Genomic DNA, 19,846 nt, shown 5'->3' on the forward strand with positions numbered 1-19,846 from the left:
TATCATTATTGAAGAAAATGAAGGAATTTATTTTCTTTTGTAGAAATACTTAAGGTGGAGGTGATATTATGGTGAGAGGAAAATCGAGCAAGAAAAATAGTAGTAAAAATAGTAGTAAAAATAGCAATAATAAAAATCAGAAAAGAAGTAAGAGTGTAGAAAATAACAATTTTGGCTTTAGAGGTATAATATTAATAACCTTAGGAATATTAATATTTTTAAGTCTGTTGTCTGTAATATTCTCTGATCCATCTTCATTCACAGGATCTATAGGAGTGTTAGTAAATAAATTTTTTATAGGAATGTTTGGATTAGGTGCATATATTTTACCCATATTATTTATATATTTAGGTGTAAAGTATATAAAAGATGATAACCATATTAAAATATCTAAAAGATTTTTTGGATTGATTATTGTATTTGTTTTTACCATATTATTTATAGAGATGATTGTATTATTAAATTATTATACTAAAGGTGATATTTTAGGAAGTATAATAAATCAATTTAATGAAAAAATCCATCTGCATGGTGGAATTGTTTCTTTAATTTTGGCAGTACCTTTTTATTTATTATTAGGCAAAGCAGGAAGTTATATAATTTTCTCTGCATTTATTTTAATAGGTGCTATGCTTGTGAGTGATATAACAGTGAAGGATTTCTTTCAGAGCATGCATAGTATGGGTAAATCTAAGAGAGATGAACTAAGGCAAAGTGTAGAGGGAAGTAATATGGATGAGAGCAAAGACCATATAAATTTCTCAGATTCTATAGCAGTAGATAGTATAGAGAGGAATAAAGCAAAGGAAATAAAACAGGAAAATAAGATAAAAATAATAGACTTTATGAAATCAGAAGAAGGTAGTTTAATACAAGAGGAAGAAATAAGTTTAAAAGATTCTCATAAGGCTAATAGAGAAGATCAAATATCAGGGAAACCATCTATAGAATATGATATAGATATAGACTTAGGTGGAAGTAAAGAAAAATATTGTTATCATTATCCAAGCATAGAATTATTGATAAAGAATGATAATAATTCTATTAAGAAAGGTGATAAAAAAGAACTTCTAAATAGTGCTAACAAACTTCAGGAAACATTGCAAAGCTTTGGAGTAGAAGCTAAGGTAATACAAGTTACTAAGGGTCCATCTGTAACTAGGTTTGAACTTCAACCTAGTGTAGGAGTTAAAGTTAGTAAAATTGTGAATTTATCAGATGATATAGCACTAAATCTAGCAGCCTCAGGGGTTAGAATAGAGGCACCTATTCCTGGAAAAGCAGCAGTAGGAATAGAGGTACCTAATAAAGAACTTACAGCAGTACTATTAAGAGAAGTAATAGAAAATGATGAATTTAATGAAAGTAAAAAGAATTTAGCCTTTTGCTTAGGTAAAGATATAGGAGGAAACTGTGTAGTTGCAGATCTTACTAAAATGCCTCACCTATTGGTTGCAGGGGCTACTGGATCTGGAAAGAGTGTATGTATTAACACTTTACTAATGAGTCTACTATTTAAATATTCGCCAGATGAGGTTAAATTACTCTTAATTGACCCAAAGGTGGTGGAACTTAATATATATAACGGAATTCCACATCTGTTAATACCGGTGGTTACAGAGCCTAAAAAAGCTGCAGGAGCATTAAATTGGGCGGTTAATGAAATGACTCGAAGATATAAACTATTTGCAGACAATAACGTGAGAAACATAGAGGGATATAATGAGTTTGTAGGTAAGGGTATAATAGAAGAAAAACTACCTTGGATTGTAATAATTATTGATGAGTTAGCAGATTTAATGATGGTGTGCCCAAATGATGTAGAAGATTATATAGGAAGACTTGCTCAAATGGCCAGAGCTGCTGGAATGCATTTAGTAATAGCTACTCAAAGACCTTCTGTAGACGTAATTACAGGGGTAATTAAAGCAAATATTCCATCAAGAATATCTTTTGCCGTATCAAGTCAAATAGATTCAAGAACAATCTTAGATTCATCGGGTGCGGAAAAACTATTAGGAAAGGGAGATATGTTATTCTATCCTGTAGGAGAATCAAAACCAATAAGGATTCAAGGTGCATTTGTATCTGAGGAAGAAGTTGAAAAGGTTGTTAACCATATAATAGATGGTAGTAAAGAAAATGAATATAGAAAAGAAATTATTGATGAAATAGAGAGTACATCTTCAGGTACAAAAGATGGAGATGGAGATGAACTCTTAGAGGAAGCTATAAAAATAGTAATAGAAGTGGGTCAAGCATCAACATCTTTATTGCAACGGAGGTTGAAAATAGGGTATAATAGAGCAGCTAGAATTATTGATGAGATGGAACAAGATGGCATAATTTCAGGTAGAAATGGAACTAAGCCAAGACAGATATTAATTAAAGATGAAGATTACAATAGATAAGGAAGTGGAGGATTATTAGTGGAAAAATTTAAAGTAGGCGTAGTTAATTTAGGCTGTGATAAAAATAGAATTGATTCTGAGATAATTATAGGTAACTTAAAGGAAAGTTATGAATTAGTAATGAACCCTGAAGAAGCACATATAATACTTATTAATACTTGTGGATTTATAGAGACTTCAAAACAAGAATCTATTGATATTATATTACAAATGGCAAAATATAAAGAAAATAAAATTTGCAAAGTGTTAGTTGCTACAGGGTGTTTGACTCAAAGATATGGAAGTGAGCTTCAAGAACTTATTCCAGAGTTAGATATAGTTTTGGGAGTTAATGATTATGATAAATTAAATGTAGCTATTGAAAAGGCTCTAAAAACTGGAGAAAAGAGCTGTTTTACTAGTTATAGTGATGAAAACATAAATATAGGTAAGAGAGAAATAACAACAGGAGGGATAACAGCCTATGTAAGAATAGGTGAAGGATGCGATAATGCTTGTGCCTATTGTGCTATACCTAAAATAAGAGGTAAATATAGAAGTAGGCCTATGGAGGATATATTATTAGAGGTTAAGCAATTAGCACTTAATGGTTATAAAGAAATAATCCTAGTGGCTCAAGATACAACTAATTATGGTGTTGATTTATACGGGGAAAAGATTCTCCATAAGTTACTAAAGGAATTATCTAAAATAAATAGTATAAAATGGATAAGATTATTATATTGTTATGCTGAAGAGTTAACAGATGAGATCATAGAGGAAATAGCAAATAATGAAAAAGTATGCAAATATATAGATATTCCTATTCAACATATAAGTGATGATATACTGAAGGCTATGAGAAGAAGAGGAAGAAAAAAGATTATTACTGAAAATATATTAAAATTAAGAAAAGCTATCTCAAATATAACCCTTAGAACGTCAATAATAGTTGGATTTCCAGGAGAAACAGAGGAAAATTTTAAAGAATTAGTAGAATTTATTAAAGAGATAAAATTTGATAAGCTAGGAGTGTTTACTTATTCCCAAGAAGAAGGAACTGTGGCTGCTGAAATGGAAAATCAAATAGATGAAGAGGTTAAGCAGATTAGATATCACAGACTTATGGAAGTTCAACAGTCAATTTCATCTAAAATAAATAGTGAAAAACTAGGAAGAGAATATGAAGTATTAATAGAAGATAAAGAAGATCATACTTATGTAGGAAGAAGCTATGAAATGGCTCCAGAAATTGATGGAGAAGTGTTTATAAAGTGTGATAAAATTATAAATATAGGGCAATTTATTAGGGTAAAAATAATTGATGCCTTAGAGTATGACTTAATAGGAGAATTTATAGAAATATAAAGGGTATATGTATTATATGCCTAAAATCTGGAAGAGGAGATGTTAAGATGAATCTTGCTAATAAGCTTACGGTATTAAGGATGATATTGGTACCTGTATTTTTAATATGTGCCATGTTTAATACTATTATAGGGAATTATGTAGCATTGGCTATATTTGTAATAGCGTCAATTACTGATAAGTTGGATGGATACATAGCTAGAAGTAGAAATGAAATAACAAATTTTGGTAAATTCATGGATCCTTTAGCAGATAAATTATTAGTTACATCAGCTTTAATAATTCTTGTTGAAAAAGGAATAGTATCAGCATGGATAGTTGTAATAATAATTGCAAGAGAATTTATAGTTTCAGGACTTAGAACTTTAGCAGCATCACAGGGTGTAGTTATAGCTGCAAGTAACTTAGGAAAACTAAAAACAGTGATTCAGATGATAGCCATAATAATAGGATTATTAGTATTAAATCATAATATATCTTGGTTAGTAAGTATAACTCAATGGACAATGATTATAGCTGCTCTTATAACAATAGCTTCGGGTGTAGATTATTTTGTAAAAGCAAAAAAAGTTGTAAATATGGGAGAATAGTGATTAAAAAAGTATTTAATGGTAAAAATAGTAAGAGGTTCCTATGTATCAAGTTGTAGGGACTTCTTGTTATATGGTTGACCAACAGTGGTAAATGATATATAATATAGTAAGAACAAACGTTCGATATGGAAGGATGGTGAACCCTTAGGGGATTTTATGAATAATGATAAAATCAAGGCTTTAGAAGCTGCAATGGGACAGATAGAGAAACAGTTTGGAAAAGGGTCTATAATGAAACTTGGAGAGAATAGTATATTAAACTTAGAGTCTATTTCTACAGGTTGTTTGGGGTTAGATATTGGATTAGGAATTGGTGGTGTACCTAGAGGAAGGGTAGTGGAGATATTTGGACCTGAGTCTTCAGGTAAAACCACAGTTGCGTTGCATATAGTTGCGGAAGCTCAAAAAGCGGGAGGAGCTGCAGCATTTATTGATGCAGAACATTCCTTAGATCCGGTTTATGCGAAAGCGCTTGGCGTTGATATTGACAATTTAATAGTATCTCAACCTGACACAGGTGAGCAAGGACTTGAAATAGCAGAGGCATTAGTTAGATCAGGAGCTATTGATGTAATTGTAATTGACTCGGTAGCAGCACTAGTTCCAAAGGCTGAGATTGAAGGTGAAATGGGAGATTCTCATGTAGGACTTCAAGCAAGACTTATGTCTCAGGCTTTAAGAAAGCTTGCAGGAGCAATTAATAAATCTAAATGTGTAACGATTTTTATAAATCAATTGAGAGAAAAGGTTGGAGTTATGTTTGGTAATCCAGAAACCACTTCTGGAGGAAGAGCACTTAAATTCTATGCATCAGTTAGAATGGATGTAAGAAAAATAGATACCATTAAGCAGGGAGACGATGTGCTAGGAAATAGAACTAGAGTGAAAATTACTAAAAATAAAGTAGCACCTCCATTTAAACAGGCAGAATTTGATATTATGTATGGCGAGGGAATATCAAAAGAAGGAGATGTGCTTGACATAGCTGTAAAAGAAGAAATTGTTCAAAAAAGTGGAGCATGGTTTTCTTATGGAGATACAAGGCTTGGTCAAGGTAGAGAGAATGCGAAAAATTTCTTTAAAGAGAATAGAGAAGTTAGACTAGAGATAGAAAATAAAATTAGAGCCAAACATAATTTGCCTCTTTATAATGAGAATATTAAAGGGGCAAAAGAAGCAAAGGAAGTTAAAGAAGTTAAAGAAACAAAAAATAATTAATCTATAATCACTCTATGTATTAAATAATTACATAGAGTGATTTTATTTTTAACTAGAAAGTATAATATATAATAATAATGATAAGAATTAATGTATAATGTAAATATTCTATAGTTGCACTATTCTAGGATTAACTTGACATACAAGTTAAAGTAATATAAAATAAATACAAATACTGGTTTAGCATAATATAATTGCTACCAATTGAATAAATATGACACCTTTCTAGCTTTCATTTTACATTTTAAATAGATATAACATAATAAGCAAAAGGAGGTGTTAATAAAATGAGTATAGATAAAACTGCTATATTAATATGCGTTGTTATACTTGTTGTTTTAGTTGGAATTTTTGTTGTTATTTATACAAGAAAAAATATATCTCAAGCCAATATATCTAAGTCTGAAGAAAAATCAAAGAGGATATTAGAAGATGCGTTAAAAGAGGCTGAATCTAAAAAGAAAGAGGCAATTCTTGAGGCTAAAGAAGAAGTTCATAGATTGAGGGCTGATCTTGAAAAAGAATCAAGAGAAAGAAGAAATGAAATTCAACGGTTAGAGAGAAGAAATCTTCAAAAAGAAGAAACTTTAGACAAAAAGACTATTGTTATTGAGAAAAAAGAAGAGGCATTAAATAAAAAACAACAAGAAATTGAAAGGTTAGAAGCCAGCATACAAGAATTGTATAATAAAGAAAGAGAAGAATTAGAAAGAGTATCTGGACTGACTTCAGAAGAAGCTAAAAAGCTTTTATTAGAAGAGGTTAGAAAAGAGATTAAACATGAAACTGCAATGTTAATAAAAGAAGTAGAGACAAAAGCTAAAGAAGAAGCCGATAAAAAGGCTAGAGAAATTATAACATATGCCATCCAAAGATGCGCAGCAGATCACGTAGCAGAATCTACAGTACATGTTGTTTCTCTTCCGAATGATGAAATGAAGGGAAGAATCATAGGTAGAGAAGGTAGAAATATTAGAGCTCTTGAAACTCTTACTGGTGTTGATTTAATTATAGATGATACCCCAGAAGCAGTAATTCTTTCTGGATTTGACCCTATTCGAAGAGAAGTTGCAAGAATAGCTTTAGAAAAGCTAATTGTTGATGGAAGAATTCATCCTGCAAGAATTGAAGAAATGGTTGAAAAAGCTAAGAAAGATGTAGATAATGATATAAGAGAAGAAGGCGAACAAGCAACTTTTGAAACTGGAGTTCATGGACTTCATAGTGAGATTATTAGACTCCTAGGAAGATTAAAGTATAGAACTAGTTATGGTCAAAATGTGTTAAAACATTCCATAGAAGTTTCATATTTAGCTGGACTTATGGCATCAGAATTAGGTATGGATCCTACCTTAGCTAAAAGGTGTGGATTATTACATGATATAGGTAAGGCTGTTGATCATGAAGTTGAAGGACCACATGCACTTATAGGGGCTGAAATTGCTAAAAAGTATCATGAGTCAGCTGTGGTTGTAAATGCAATAGCTTCACATCATGGTGATGTAGAGCAACAATCTATAGAGGCTATATTAATTCAAGCAGCAGATGCTATTTCTGCAGCAAGACCAGGTGCAAGAAGAGAAACTTTAGAGGCATATATTAAAAGATTAGAAAAATTAGAAGAAATCGCAAATTCTTATGAAGGTGTGGAAAAGTCATATGCCATTCAGGCTGGAAGAGAAATTAGAATTATGATTAAACCAGAAGAAATTGATGATTCAGGAACTATTGAGGTGGCTAGGGATATTGTTAAGAGGATTGAAAGTGAACTTGAATATCCTGGACAAATCAAAGTTAATGTAATTAGAGAAACTCGTGCAATTGAGTATGCAAAATAGAATATTAATGAATAAGAAAGAAACCTCCTTTTTAGGAGGTTTTTTATATTTGTTTAAACTTATAAATTGTACAGTAAATAATAGATTTTGTTGAATATTACATTTTTATTAGTAATTTGTTAAAAAATTTAGAGGATTTTTAATATTTATGTAGAATTAATAATATGTGCAATAATAGATAGATTATAAATATACTATGAATTTATATTAGGAGGTTTAATATGGAGGTATTAAAAGTTTCAGCAAAATCAAGTCCAAATTCTGTAGCAGGTGCACTAGCGGGGGTATTAAGAGAAAAAGGAGGAGCTGAAATACAAGCTATTGGTGCTGGAGCAATAAATCAAGCTATTAAGGCCGTAGCAATAGCTAGAGGTTTTGTGGCACCAAGTGGAGTTGACTTAGTATGTATACCAGCTTTTACAGATATTGAAATTGATGGTGAAGAAAGAACAGCCATCAGATTAATAGTACAACCTAAATAATTTAAATAGCATAAGTAAAGAGCATTAAAGTTCTTTACTTTTTTATTAACAATATTCATACATAAGGTATAAAATAGTAAATTTATAACTTCATTATTTACACTGATTAATAGAAGTGTTATTATTGAATTATGAAGAATATATTTCATTAAAATAAATAATGAAAGTCAAAATTCATATGTGTATAAAATTTAAATATTGCAATTTAAATAAATAATGGGATTTTATGTTATGAAAATTTTTATTTATTTAAAAAATAATGTTGATTAATAATAAAATTACTGGGGGTACTCATAATGATACTATCAAAAAAAGCAATGGGAATTTCACCATCATTAACATTGGCAATAACAGCTAAAGCTAAAAAGATGAAAGCTGAAGGAATTGACGTAATAGGTTTTGGAGCAGGAGAACCAGATTTCAACACTCCAAAAAACATACAGGAAGCAGCAATAAAAGCAATGCAAGAAGGTCTTACAAGATATACTGCAGCTTCAGGAATTATTGAGTTAAAAGAAGCTATAGTTAATAAGCTAAAAAATGATAATGGTTTAGAGTATAAAACTTCTCAAATAGTAATTTCTACTGGAGCAAAACAATGCTTAGCTAACATATTTCAAGCTATATTAAATCCTGGAGATGAGGTTATAATAGGAGCACCTTATTGGGTTAGTTATCCAGAATTAGTTCAATTAGCGGATGGCGTTCCTGTATATGTTCATACTGAGGAAAAGAATAATTTTAAAATAACTGTAGAAGAATTAGAGAAAGTAGTAACAAAAAATACTAAAGCTATAGTAATTAATAGTCCTAATAATCCTACTGGAACAGCATATACTAGAGAAGAGCTACAAGCATTAGCTGATTTTTCAAAAAATAAAGATATATTTATAATTTCTGATGAAATATATGAAAAACTTTTATATGGAGAGAATGGACATATTTCTATAGCTAGTTTATCAGAAGATGCTTATAACAGAACTATAGTAATAAATGGAGTTTCAAAAGCTTATGCAATGACAGGATGGAGAATAGGATATGCTGCAAGTAGTGAAAAGATAACAAAGCTTATGTCTAACATTCAAAGTCATACTACATCTAATCCATGTTCAATTTCACAATATGCATCTGTAGAGGCATTAAATGGTGATCAAAGTGAAGTTGAAAGAATGAAAGTGGAATTTAAAAATAGAAGAGACTATATGGTTGAACGAATTAACGCTATAGATAATTTATCATGTATAAAGCCAGAAGGTGCATTCTATGTTATGGTAAACATATCTAAAGTGTTAAATAAAGAAGTAGATGGTTCAATAATAAAAGATTCACTTGTATTTAGTGATTTGTTACTAGAAAAGGAAAAAGTAGCAGTAATACCAGGAATAGCTTTTGGAGTAGATGAATTTATAAGACTTTCTTATGCAACATCTATAGAAAATATTAAAAATGGATTAGATAGAATCGAAAAATTTGTAAATACTATAAAGTAATCAAATAAAAAATCAAAAAAAGAGGTGATACACCGTGGTATCGATGGATATTACTATAAATAGTCCACAAGGACTTCATGCTAGGCCAGCTACTTTGTTAGTACAGAAGTCCACAATTTTTAAGTCAGATGTTACCATTGAGTGTAATGGAAAAAGCGCAAATGCTAAAAGTTTAATAGGGGTGTTATCTTTAGGAGTAAATCAAGGATATACTATTAAGATTATAACTAAGGGAACTGATGAAGAATATGCTTTAAAAGAACTAATTAAACTTATAGAAGGATTAAAATAAGAACTGCTAAATGCAGTTCTTTTATTTAATTTAGGAGGGTTAGATTTGAGCGATATTATAATTTCAAAAAAGTGTAATCAGATCCAATTTCCTAAAGATATGCACTTTATAAAATATTTTTTAACCATTAAAGGAACTAAAAGTAAATATACAGCTATTAGCTATGAAAGAGATATTAAGGACTTTTTTAATGTAAATTGTGTAGATATGATAACACTAGATGATATAAAAAGAGTGAATATATTTCAAGTACAAAGTTTTATAATGGAATTGCAGGATAAAAATTTATCTTCAGCTACAATAAATAGAAAAATTTCAAGTTTAAGTGCACTTTATAAGTGGCTTATGAAATATGAAGATAATTACACTGATTTTCAGCTTATAAAATATAATCCTTTTGGTAACGTTAAAGAAGAAAAACCTACAGTAAATAATAAAGACACAGAATTTCTTACGAAAGATGAGTGTAAAAAACTATTAGAGAGTATAAAAACCAACACTGTATTGGGGTTAAGAAATAAAGCTATACTTTCCTTAGCTTTTACTACAGCACTAAGAAAATCTGAAATTATAAATATAAAAATAGGTAATATAAAAAAATATGGAGAATTTGAAGTTATTGAGGTTACCAGAAAAGGCGGTAAGAGAGATTTAGTGAAACTTCAACCAAAGGTATTAGAATTAATAGAAATGTACTTAAGAGAAACTGCGAGAGATAAAGATGTAAATAGTGATGATTATTTATTTATTGGTCATTCAACAAATAATAACAATAGAAAAAAATTAGATGCAAGTACTTTAAACTACATGATTAAAAAGGTTTGTATTAATGCGGGGATAGATAAAAAAATAAAGGTGCATTCCACAAGACATACAGCTATAACTCTAGCTATAACTAATGGTGCAACAATAGAAAAGGTAAGGGAGTTTGCAGCTCATAGAAATATATCGACTACTAATAGATATATTCATTCTATTGATAAGCTTAAAAATAACCCAGGAGATAATATAGATATAATATAGAAAAAGTTTTATAAATTTTTGGAATGTATTTATAATAATATGCATACATTTTATTGTAGTTATTGAAAATAAAATGGAGGTATATTATGGGTTTTGATAATGAGTATGATTTTATACCCTTAGCACCAATGACATATAATTCAATGCCCCAAGAGATGAAAGATTTTATATGCACTTGTGGTATGCTTGGAACAATGCCAGGAAGTAATTTAAATGCTGCTATTCAAAGAGGGGTTACTCTAGAAGTAAATTCATTGGAAGAATCTTCACCTGTAAAAAATAAAAGTTTATATGATGAAGAAGATGACGAGAAAATAGATGTATATGTAGAGCAGAATAAAGATAATTTAATAAAAGAAGATAGAGGACTTTCAGGAACAGAGAATGAACGTGACTATGATAATAATTTAGAAGAATATTCTATGGTAGAAAAAATATTAAGAGATATAGAATGCAATAATCCAGGGATTTTTAAATTCTTAGAATTAAATGGTATACCATATGTTAAGGCTAAGAAGTTTATAAAGAGAGTAATAAGATTAACTTTAATGTATTGATAAGCTATTTGAAAAATCGGTAATAAATGCCGATTTTTTCTTTTATAAAACTGTAATAAAAACGAAAGTACAACTATATAATTTATTAGACCTATAAAACTGAATATAGGTTTAGTATAGGGGGGATAAGATGAAGTACACAAGATATGATATTAAGAATAAGAAAAGTAAAAAGAATATGGGAGCATCTCTTTTGTATTTTGGAGTAACGTTGATTATTGCAGTAATATTAGGGACTATAGGATCCAAGTTTTTGTTTAGACATGGAGCTATTGACAATGACAAGAAGCAAGAGATAGATACATCTATAGTAGAAGAGAAAGGTAATAAAACAACTACTGGAGATTATAAACTTTATTTAGTACAATGTGGAGTATTTAAAGTAAAAGAAAATGCTGAGGAGGTTGTGAAAAAACTTTCAAATTTAGGAGAACCTATAACAGAGCAACAAGGAGAATTATATAAAGTATATTTCGGAATATACACAGAAGAGCAGAGTAAAAAGATATGTGAAAACTTAAAGGAAAAGAGTATTGATAGTACTAGAATTCCTATAAATATAATTTATGAAGATCTATCTACAGGACAGCTGTGTAAAATTACAGATAGTGTGTTGCAAGTGATTAACAAGGTATATGAGTCACAAATAGAATATGTGAACACTGGAGAGTTAAAAAAGTGGACACAGAGTCTTGATCCTATAGATGAAACTATGAAGCATTATTCAGAAGTTCAACAACTAAAAGAATACGTGAATAATTTACCAGATAAAATTAAAAAAGGTGATAAACAGGTTCAAGAAGGAAGAAGTCTTGTATATGAAAAATTAATTAAATTCAAAAATAGTTAACATAAAATAACACCATTTGTTATATTTAGTACATAGATGGTGTTATTTCTATGTTATAAGCTATATTATACACTTATTTTATAAAAAAATTTTTAAAAATATTTTATGCTCTTGTGTAAAAAAATATTAAGTGTTAAACTATATAAGATGTAAAGTCTATAGTATATAGAATTTATATATTGGGGGATAATTTATGGGAAGTGGTTTAAAAAAAACTAGGGAATACGCATTTATTACATTGTTAGGTGCTATTTCTGGAAGTTTTTTGGGGGAGATTTTAGCTAATTATTTTACAAAAGTAAATTTTTTAGGAAAATCATATTTTGTTGGATTACAAAATCCACTTGTTTTAGATTTAAAAGTTCTAGAAATAACTTTTGGATTAGGTTTAAATTTAAATATAATGTCTATTGTAGGAGTTATATTGGCAATAATATTATATAAAAAGTCTTAGGAGGCATTTATGAACTTAGTACTTGCATCTGCATCTCCTAGAAGAAGTGAACTTTTAGAGAGGCTTACAAAGGATTTTCAAATTATAGCTAGTAATTTCAATGAAGAAGAAGTAATTTATTCCGGGAACATAGAAGAATATGTGTGTGATTTAGCGGAAGGAAAAGCTAGAGAAGTAGTTGAAAGAATTAAGGAACCATCTATAATAATTGGATGCGATACTATAGTTTTTTTTGAAGGTAAAATTCTTGGCAAGCCAAAGGATGAAAAAGAAGCTTTTGCAATGTTAAAAGCTTTAAGCGGAAAAACTCATGAAGTTTATTCTGGAATTACATTAATTCATACAGTTAGTAATAAAGTTATTAGAAAATCCTTATGTACTAAAGTGAAATTTATGGATTTATCAGAAGAGATGATTTTAAAGTATATAAGATTAGAAAAGCCTATGGATAAGGCTGGAGCTTATGGTATACAAGATGGAGGAGCAGTTTTTGTGGAGCACATCTGTGGTTGTTACTATAATGTTATGGGACTTTCTTTAAATGGGCTGTATTTGTTGTTAAGGGATATGGGGGTAAATCTATAAAGGAGTTTTAAAATGGAAGAAAAATTTAGGATTAAAGATTTACCAATTAATGAAAGACCAAGGGAGCGACTTGTAAAGTTTGGTGCTGATGTGCTGAATAATTCAGAACTTTTAGCTATAATTTTAAGAACTGGTAGTAAAAGTGAAAATGCAGTGAATCTATGCAATAGAGTGATAACTTGTGGTGGAGGCATAGATGGGTTACTTAATTTATCATTTAATGAGTTAAGAGACATAAAAGGAGTAGGAGAAGCTAAAGCAACTCAAATCTTAGCACTAGCAGAAATTTCTAAGAGATTTAATTCCTTTGAATCAGGACGACAGTTAAAAGTAACATGTCCAAAAGATGTGGCAGAATATATTATTCCTCAGATGAAAAGTTTAAAAAAAGAGTATTTTAAGTTAATTATGTTGAATACTAAAAATATAGTGATATCTTTAAAAGACATTTCGATGGGAAGTTTAAACAGTTCAATTGTTCACCCTAGAGAAGTATTCCTAGAAGCTATAAAGAACAGTAGTTCATCTGTAATATTGTGTCATAATCACCCTTCAGGAGATCCTACGCCAAGTAAAGAAGATATAGACATTACAAATAGATTAAAAGAATGTGGAAAGTTATTAGGAATAGAAGTTTTAGATCATATAATAGTCGGAGATATAAATTATATAAGTTTTAAAGAAAAAGGTTTTTTATAGATTGAAAGGAGATTTTTTAATGGGATTATTTGGAAGTTCTAGAGACATGGGAATAGATTTAGGTACAGCTAATACTTTAGTATATTTAAAAGGTAAAGGTATAGTACTAAGAGAGCCATCGGTTGTAGCTATAAATAAAAATACTGGAAAGGTATTAGCAGTAGGAAATGAAGCTAAACAAATGATTGGTAGAACACCTGGAAATATAGTAGCTATAAGACCGATGAGGGATGGTGTTATAGCAGATTTTGATGTTACAGAGAAAATGATTAGGCATTTTATTGAAAAGGTAGGAGCAAAAAATGCATTTAAGAGTCCAAGAATAGTTGTATGTTTTCCGTCAGGAGTTACTGAGGTTGAAAAGAGAGCTATAGAAGAAGCAACAAAAAGCGCTGGAGCTAGAGAAGCATTTTTATTAGAAGAACCAATGGCATCAGCTATTGGAGCAGGACTTCCAGTAAATGAACCAACAGGAAGTATGATAGTAGATGTAGGAGGCGGTACAACAGAAGTAGCAATTATATCCCTTGGAGGAATTGTGACTAGCATGTCTTTAAGGATAGCTGGAGATGAGTTGGATCAAGCCATAATAGCGTACATAAAGAAACAATATAATCTAATGATAGGTGAAAGAACAGCAGAAAGTGTAAAGATAGAACTAGGTTCAGCATTTGATTTAGGTGAAGAAGATAATAAAATGCAAATTAGAGGTAGAGATCTTATTAGTGGATTACCAAAAGTTGTTGAAATTAGTGAATCAGAAGTGAGAGAAGCACTAAGTGAACCTGTTTATTCAATAATTGATGCGATAAAAACTACATTAGAAAAAACACCACCAGAATTAGCAGCGGACATTATGGATAAAGGAATAATGCTGACTGGTGGAGGAGCATTATTAAAAGGATTAGATGAATTAATTAACAATGAAACTCACATGCCAGTTAACATAGCAGAAATTCCATTAGACTGTGTTGCCATAGGAGCAGGAAAAGCATTAGATAATGTAGATGTAATTAGTAGAAGAAGATAAAATGAAGATGTTTAAAAATAAGTTGGCAGTAATTATCGTTGTACTGTCACTTTTCTTCATATTTTTAATTGGCTACTCAGTGCAAAAAGAAAAGATGTCTTTTGTGGAAAATGGAGTGGGAACTGCTATAAATTCTGTTCAAGGTGTGATTTATAAATTAGGAAATAAGATAAAAGATTCTGTGGGTTTTATATTAAATATAGACGACATAAAAAAAGAAAATGATGAGTTAGTGAAAAAGAATAAAGAGATGGAATTTAGTGCTACTCAAAATGATCTTTTAAGAAAAGAAAATGAAAAGCTTAGAAAAATGCTTAATTTTACTCAAGAAAATGATGAGTATACCTATGTAGGGGCCAATGTATTAGGTATAAGTGGAAGTAATTTTTTAGATGGATATATAATTAATCGAGGAGAAAAAGATGGAATAAAAAAGGGCATGATCGCAGTTGTAGGTGAGGGACTTGTAGGTCAAGTCACATCTGTAGGAAATGATTGGGGTATTGTGCAATCTCTTTGTAATGAAAATGTTGCTGTTGCTGGATTCGTGTTAAGTACGGAAGAAAGTGATGGTATAGTAAAAGGTTATAAAGGGAATGAGGATAAATTCTTAGCACAAATAGCAGGATTATCAATAAACTCTAAAATATCCGAGGGAGATACAATAATGACCTCAGGATTAGGTCGTGTATACCCAAAAGGTATTAAAATAGGAACCGTTTTAGATGTTAGTGAAGATAAGGCAGCAGTAACAAAAACTGCTATTATTAAACCTGTGGTAGACTTCAATAAACTTGAAGAATTACTAATAATTGTGCCTGAAAATAAAAGAGAGGTAAAATATTAGCTTATATGAAAAAGTCAATTTATTTATTTCTAATAGTAATATCTCTTTTAATTTTAGACAATTCATTAATTCCATTTTTCTCAATAAATTACGTATATCCAAGTATACTATTTGTATTTATAGTCTCATATTCTATTATTAATGGATATAAGGAAGCTATAATTATTTCAATATTAGCAGGAGCTTTTCAAGATTTATATTTTTCAAATTTAATTGGAATTAATATGCTTACTAATATGTTAGTTTGTATTTTAGGTGCTAAAATAGGAAATAGCATATTTAAAGAGAAATCCATAATTCCTGTTATCTCCACTTTTTCTTTAAGCATATTAAAAGGATTTATGGCTTTTGGTATTTTATATCTAACAAAAATGAAGAGTGGAAATTTGCCAGTAATTTTTTATAGAGCTATTTATGACATGATTTTAGCTATGTTTATATATAAAATTACTTTTAAATTCAGTGAAACGAAAGCTATAAAAAAGGAATGGAGATTTTAATAAGTTATGGAAAAAAAGAAAAAAGATAAAAAAAATTTTTCAAGATTTAATGTGTTTTTTATCTCTATGGGCTTAGTATTTGCTGTTATAATAGCTAGATTGTTGTATTTACAAGTAGTAATGGTAGATGAATATAGAGAGCAATCAAATAGAAAAAAATATAAAAATGTTTCCACCGTTGCAGCTAGAGGAGATATTATAGATAAAAATGGAGAAGTATTTGCTACAAGTAAGCAAAGTTATGCACTAATGTTTAGTGAAACAGAAGAAAGTAAAAAATATTTTTATCCAACTATTACGAAGGTATTTGAAATATTAGATAAAAAAAACATACCTATAATAGATGAATTTCCTATAGTTTTTAACGATGGAAAAATTGAATATAACTTTAAGACTGATGACGAAGAAAGTAAAAGATGGATGGAACTTAGATTTAAAAAAGATAGAGGATTTGAAGAAGAAGTTATAAATAAAAACTTTTCTGGTAAAAAAAGTGATGACTTGACGGAGAGTCAAAAAAAACAAGTGGATGAGTTGCTTTTACAAATTTCTGCTGAGGATGCTCTAAAAAAACTTATTAAAGATTATGGTATAGATAGTTATTATGAATTATCTATGGAAGAGCAGCGAAAGTACCTAATAGTTAAGGATAATATAGCAATACAAAGGTTTACAGGATATGCACCAGTAACTATATCAAATAACTTAGATAAAGAAACTGCATTTGAATTTGAACAACTACAACCTAATTTACCAGGAATTACAGTTGATACACAACCTATAAGATTCTATCCAAATGATGATTTAGGTTCATCTTTTTTAGGATATATATCTAAAATAAATTCTTGGGAAAAAGAGAAATATGAAGAAAAAGGATATGACATAAGCTCGGATTATGTAGGGAAAACGGGTATAGAATCTGCTTTCGAAGAATATTTAAAAGGCATTAAAGGTCAAGAAAGCATAGAGATAAATAAACAAGGTAGAAAAGTTAAAACCTTAGGAGAGGTAGAGTCTTATGCAGGTAAAACAGTTCAACTTAATATAGACATGGATCTTCAAAGAGTTGCTGAACAGGCATTAGATGACACAATGAAGGAACTGCAAAAAGAAGGGAAGCAACAATTTACAGATTCAACTAATGCAACTAGAGGAGCGGCAGTAGTTTTAAATGCTAAGACCGGAGAAGTATTATCATTAGTTAGTAGACCTGGGTACGATCCGAATGTTTTTACAATACCTGGGAAATTAACACCTGAGTTATCACAGGAATATTTTAATACTGATTTAGAAAAGATGGGTTTGGAATATATAAAAAGGAGGGGTCTTGCTAACAAGAGTGGAATATTAGATGAAAAACAATTAAGTACATTAAGTTATGAAGAAAGAACAAAGATAGTTTTAGATAAAATTTTCCCAATAGCTAAATCTACAGAGGGAGATACAAAGACTAGAGAAGATAAGTATGATATATTTCCTAAACCTTTGTATAACTATGCTACATCATCTTTAGTACCACCAGGATCTACTTTTAAACCGGTGACAGCCATCGCAGGGTTAGAAGAGGGTGTTATTAATGGAAGTACTCTAATAAGGGATTCAGGTCCTTATAATAAAAGATATAGCGATTATAAAGGAGCTTGTTGGATTTATAACCAAAGAAGAGGATCTCATGGATCTATAAATGTATCGGGAGCATTAGAAGTTTCATGTAACTATTTTTTCTATGATGTAGCAGATAGATTATATGATAAGACTGGGGGAACTACAGAGGCTTTAGATTTTATTGCTGAATATGCATGGAAATTAGGTTTAGGAGTACCAACGGGAAGTGATATTGAAGCGAGTACAGGAATAGAGATATCGGAGAATTTTGGTCAAGTTTATAATTATGAATCAAGTAAAAAGAGTCTTACTAATCAGTATGTTAGCACATTAGTGGAGTATTTAAATGCTGGAATAAGTTCTATGAATCCTGCAAAGCATTATCAACCTTTTGATATAACTCAACAAGAGGAGAAAGGTAATGCTAAAGAGATAGAGCAAATAAGAGCAACCAATGATAAAAAGAAAATTCTAGTAGATTCTATTAAAGATGAAATGAAAGCTGATAAAAGAAAGTCAGAAGAAGAAATGTTATCTCTTCTTCAGAAGCTAATAAAAGATGTAATAGATTCAAATGAAAGTTTAAAAGCTAAAAATTATACAACCAAAGATATAAAGAATATTGCTTTAGCTATGTATTACTCCATAAATGATGCTAGAACTTATATAAATTCTGCAGCTAATGCATACGATGCAGCTATAGGTCAAGGACAGAACTATTTTACTCCGCTACAACTTGCAAGTTACATTGCTACTTTAGTTAATGGAGGAAATAGATATGAGCTTCAGCTGGTGGATAAAATTATAGATTCTGCAACTGGGGAAGTTATAGAAGATTTTCAACCTAAACTTATAGACAAGGTAGATTTTGATGAAAAAAATATAGAGTTAGTTAAAAAAGGTATGAAGGATGTTACTCAGGGAGAATCAGGAACAGCTGCAAGTGTATTTAAAAATTTTCCTATTAGTAATGGAGGAAAAACTGGTACATCTGATATTATAAATGAAGATTTATATGATGCTACTGGAAGAGCAGCAGCAGGAGTCTATCTAGGATTCGCCCCTTATGATGATCCTGAAATTGTAGTATGTTCTATAATATTTGATGGAAGTCAAAATAGTGGAGCTGTAGCAAAGGCTATTTTTGAAGAATATTTTAAAGAAGAAATTAAAAAGATTAATCCTTCATATAAATTTAAATATGAAAATCTTAAAAAAGAAGAAGAGACAATAAATAATTCAGCAGAAGGTAATGAATCTCTTCAAAATCAACAGAGATAAGTAACAAGTGGGCATCCACTTGTTATTTTTTGAATATTATTCATGTTTAAAGAAGGATTTTTGATAAAAATGTTGAAATAGTTTAAATATCTCACTATGTGGAGGGTACATATGCAAGGTGATAGGATAATATTTAAAGGGAATAAGGAAGGACTAAATATATTTATAGATATAAATAAGTTTTCAAATATTGAAGAGATGACTGAAAGTTTAATTAAAAAGTTATCCTATAGTAAAAAATTTTACAGAGGATCAGTAATAAGAATAACCACTGATGTAAAGCAAATTGATAACAAAGATTTAAGAAAGATAAAGGATATACTTTTTGATGAGTTACTTATAAGGGATTGTATTTTTGAAGATAGCAAAGAACGAAGTAAAAAAATTTTTAATGGGGTAAATGAGGGAAAAACCAAATTCATAAGGAAGACTATTAGAAGTGGTCAAAAATTTGAGTATTCTGGTAATTTAGTAGTTATTGGAGATATAAATCCAGGAGCGGAGGTATATGCTGCTGGTAATATAATTGTGCTAGGAAGTATAAAGGGATGTGTATATGCAGGCACTAATGGTAATGATAAAGCAATCATAGCAGCATTTATGCTAGTACCACAGATAATGCAAATAGCTCATGTAATAACTAGATCACCTGAAGATATGGAAAAGCCAATTTACCCAGAATTAGCAAAGATTAGAAATGGCAATATAGTAGTTGAACCATATTTGGTAAACAAATATATTTAA

At 29.9% G+C, this 19,846-nt stretch carries 19 protein-coding genes; all 19 read left to right on the plus strand.

Annotation, left to right across the window (positions count from 1 at the left end):
• Positions 1-68: 68 nt before the first annotated feature.
• The 19 genes from ACI48Q_RS05600 to minC all read left to right on the plus strand — a co-directional run bounded on the left by ACI48Q_RS05600 (position 69) and on the right by minC (position 19,846).
• On the plus strand, positions 69-2,411 hold the full coding sequence (locus ACI48Q_RS05600; RefSeq protein ID WP_474918059.1) for an FtsK/SpoIIIE family DNA translocase: 2,343 nt from the start codon (positions 69-71) through the stop codon (positions 2,409-2,411).
• Positions 2,412-2,429: 18 nt separating this feature from the next.
• The gene (gene rimO, locus ACI48Q_RS05605; protein ID WP_474918060.1) at positions 2,430-3,758 is read left to right on the plus strand and encodes a 30S ribosomal protein S12 methylthiotransferase RimO; all 1,329 of its coding nucleotides are present in this window, start codon (positions 2,430-2,432) and stop codon (positions 3,756-3,758) included.
• 47 nt (positions 3,759-3,805) lie between these two features.
• The gene (pgsA, locus tag ACI48Q_RS05610; protein ID WP_474918061.1) at positions 3,806-4,348 is read left to right on the plus strand and encodes a CDP-diacylglycerol--glycerol-3-phosphate 3-phosphatidyltransferase; all 543 of its coding nucleotides are present in this window, start codon (positions 3,806-3,808) and stop codon (positions 4,346-4,348) included.
• Positions 4,349-4,507: 159 nt separating this feature from the next.
• Positions 4,508-5,569, plus strand: coding sequence for a recombinase RecA (recA, locus tag ACI48Q_RS05615; RefSeq protein ID WP_474918062.1), 1,062 nt, complete (start codon positions 4,508-4,510; stop codon positions 5,567-5,569).
• A 287-nt stretch (positions 5,570-5,856) separates the two neighbouring features.
• Positions 5,857-7,407 carry a ribonuclease Y gene (gene rny / locus ACI48Q_RS05620; RefSeq protein ID WP_474918063.1) on the plus strand — a complete coding sequence of 517 codons (1,551 nt, stop codon included), beginning with the start codon at positions 5,857-5,859 and terminating at the stop codon, positions 7,405-7,407.
• 221 nt (positions 7,408-7,628) lie between these two features.
• Positions 7,629-7,889, plus strand: a complete 261-nt coding sequence (locus ACI48Q_RS05625; protein WP_017414479.1) for a stage V sporulation protein S — start codon at positions 7,629-7,631, stop codon at positions 7,887-7,889.
• Between the two features lie 296 nt (positions 7,890-8,185).
• A complete protein-coding gene (locus tag ACI48Q_RS05630; protein WP_474918064.1) occupies positions 8,186-9,379 on the plus strand; it encodes a pyridoxal phosphate-dependent aminotransferase in 1,194 nt (397 codons plus the stop codon).
• 43 nt (positions 9,380-9,422) lie between these two features.
• Positions 9,423-9,671 (plus strand): HPr family phosphocarrier protein, encoded by a 249-nt coding sequence (locus ACI48Q_RS05635; RefSeq protein WP_474918339.1) that lies wholly within the window; start codon positions 9,423-9,425, stop codon positions 9,669-9,671.
• Between the two features lie 45 nt (positions 9,672-9,716).
• Positions 9,717-10,694 carry a tyrosine-type recombinase/integrase gene (locus tag ACI48Q_RS05640; RefSeq protein ID WP_474918065.1) on the plus strand — a complete coding sequence of 326 codons (978 nt, stop codon included), beginning with the start codon at positions 9,717-9,719 and terminating at the stop codon, positions 10,692-10,694.
• Between the two features lie 86 nt (positions 10,695-10,780).
• On the plus strand, positions 10,781-11,251 hold the full coding sequence (locus ACI48Q_RS05645; RefSeq protein ID WP_474918066.1) for a hypothetical protein: 471 nt from the start codon (positions 10,781-10,783) through the stop codon (positions 11,249-11,251).
• 130 nt (positions 11,252-11,381) lie between these two features.
• On the plus strand, positions 11,382-12,101 hold the full coding sequence (locus ACI48Q_RS05650; protein WP_474918067.1) for an SPOR domain-containing protein: 720 nt from the start codon (positions 11,382-11,384) through the stop codon (positions 12,099-12,101).
• 193 nt (positions 12,102-12,294) lie between these two features.
• The gene (locus ACI48Q_RS05655; RefSeq protein WP_474918068.1) at positions 12,295-12,555 is read left to right on the plus strand and encodes a DUF4321 domain-containing protein; all 261 of its coding nucleotides are present in this window, start codon (positions 12,295-12,297) and stop codon (positions 12,553-12,555) included.
• A 9-nt stretch (positions 12,556-12,564) separates the two neighbouring features.
• Entirely contained in the window at positions 12,565-13,140 is a 576-nt protein-coding gene (locus ACI48Q_RS05660; RefSeq protein ID WP_474918069.1) for a Maf-like protein, read from the plus strand.
• A 12-nt stretch (positions 13,141-13,152) separates the two neighbouring features.
• Positions 13,153-13,839, plus strand: a complete 687-nt coding sequence (gene radC, locus ACI48Q_RS05665) for a RadC family protein (protein ID WP_474918070.1) — start codon at positions 13,153-13,155, stop codon at positions 13,837-13,839.
• A 19-nt stretch (positions 13,840-13,858) separates the two neighbouring features.
• On the plus strand, positions 13,859-14,869 hold the full coding sequence (locus tag ACI48Q_RS05670; protein WP_474918071.1) for a rod shape-determining protein: 1,011 nt from the start codon (positions 13,859-13,861) through the stop codon (positions 14,867-14,869).
• Between the two features lies 1 nt (position 14,870).
• Positions 14,871-15,716 carry a rod shape-determining protein MreC gene (mreC, locus tag ACI48Q_RS05675; protein ID WP_474918072.1) on the plus strand — a complete coding sequence of 282 codons (846 nt, stop codon included), beginning with the start codon at positions 14,871-14,873 and terminating at the stop codon, positions 15,714-15,716.
• Between the two features lie 5 nt (positions 15,717-15,721).
• Positions 15,722-16,216, plus strand: coding sequence for a rod shape-determining protein MreD (mreD, locus tag ACI48Q_RS05680; RefSeq protein ID WP_474918073.1), 495 nt, complete (start codon positions 15,722-15,724; stop codon positions 16,214-16,216).
• A 6-nt stretch (positions 16,217-16,222) separates the two neighbouring features.
• Entirely contained in the window at positions 16,223-19,102 is a 2,880-nt protein-coding gene (locus ACI48Q_RS05685) for a penicillin-binding transpeptidase domain-containing protein (RefSeq protein WP_474918074.1), read from the plus strand.
• A gap of 111 nt (positions 19,103-19,213) precedes the next feature.
• Entirely contained in the window at positions 19,214-19,846 is a 633-nt protein-coding gene (gene minC / locus ACI48Q_RS05690; protein WP_474918075.1) for a septum site-determining protein MinC, read from the plus strand.

The organism is Clostridium sp. LXY-7 (genome assembly GCF_056172015.1).

Bases quoted from the DNA above. Each gene is read 5' to 3' on its own strand.
- ACI48Q_RS05600 (WP_474918059.1), top strand. From the start codon at position 69: ATGGTGAGAGGAAAATCGAGCAAGAAAAATAGTAGTAAAAATAGTAGT.
- pgsA (WP_474918061.1), top strand. From the start codon at position 3,806: ATGAATCTTGCTAATAAGCTTACGGTATTAAGGATGATATTGGTACCT.
- recA (WP_474918062.1), top strand. From the start codon at position 4,508: ATGAATAATGATAAAATCAAGGCTTTAGAAGCTGCAATGGGACAGATA.
- rny (WP_474918063.1), top strand. From the start codon at position 5,857: ATGAGTATAGATAAAACTGCTATATTAATATGCGTTGTTATACTTGTT.
- ACI48Q_RS05625 (WP_017414479.1), top strand. From the start codon at position 7,629: ATGGAGGTATTAAAAGTTTCAGCAAAATCAAGTCCAAATTCTGTAGCA.
- ACI48Q_RS05630 (WP_474918064.1), top strand. From the start codon at position 8,186: ATGATACTATCAAAAAAAGCAATGGGAATTTCACCATCATTAACATTG.
- ACI48Q_RS05635 (WP_474918339.1), top strand. From the start codon at position 9,423: ATGGATATTACTATAAATAGTCCACAAGGACTTCATGCTAGGCCAGCT.
- ACI48Q_RS05645 (WP_474918066.1), top strand. From the start codon at position 10,781: ATGGGTTTTGATAATGAGTATGATTTTATACCCTTAGCACCAATGACA.
- ACI48Q_RS05650 (WP_474918067.1), top strand. From the start codon at position 11,382: ATGAAGTACACAAGATATGATATTAAGAATAAGAAAAGTAAAAAGAAT.
- ACI48Q_RS05655 (WP_474918068.1), top strand. From the start codon at position 12,295: ATGGGAAGTGGTTTAAAAAAAACTAGGGAATACGCATTTATTACATTG.
- ACI48Q_RS05660 (WP_474918069.1), top strand. From the start codon at position 12,565: ATGAACTTAGTACTTGCATCTGCATCTCCTAGAAGAAGTGAACTTTTA.
- radC (WP_474918070.1), top strand. From the start codon at position 13,153: ATGGAAGAAAAATTTAGGATTAAAGATTTACCAATTAATGAAAGACCA.
- ACI48Q_RS05670 (WP_474918071.1), top strand. From the start codon at position 13,859: ATGGGATTATTTGGAAGTTCTAGAGACATGGGAATAGATTTAGGTACA.
- mreC (WP_474918072.1), top strand. From the start codon at position 14,871: ATGAAGATGTTTAAAAATAAGTTGGCAGTAATTATCGTTGTACTGTCA.
- mreD (WP_474918073.1), top strand. From the start codon at position 15,722: ATGAAAAAGTCAATTTATTTATTTCTAATAGTAATATCTCTTTTAATT.
- ACI48Q_RS05685 (WP_474918074.1), top strand. From the start codon at position 16,223: ATGGAAAAAAAGAAAAAAGATAAAAAAAATTTTTCAAGATTTAATGTG.
- minC (WP_474918075.1), top strand. From the start codon at position 19,214: ATGCAAGGTGATAGGATAATATTTAAAGGGAATAAGGAAGGACTAAAT.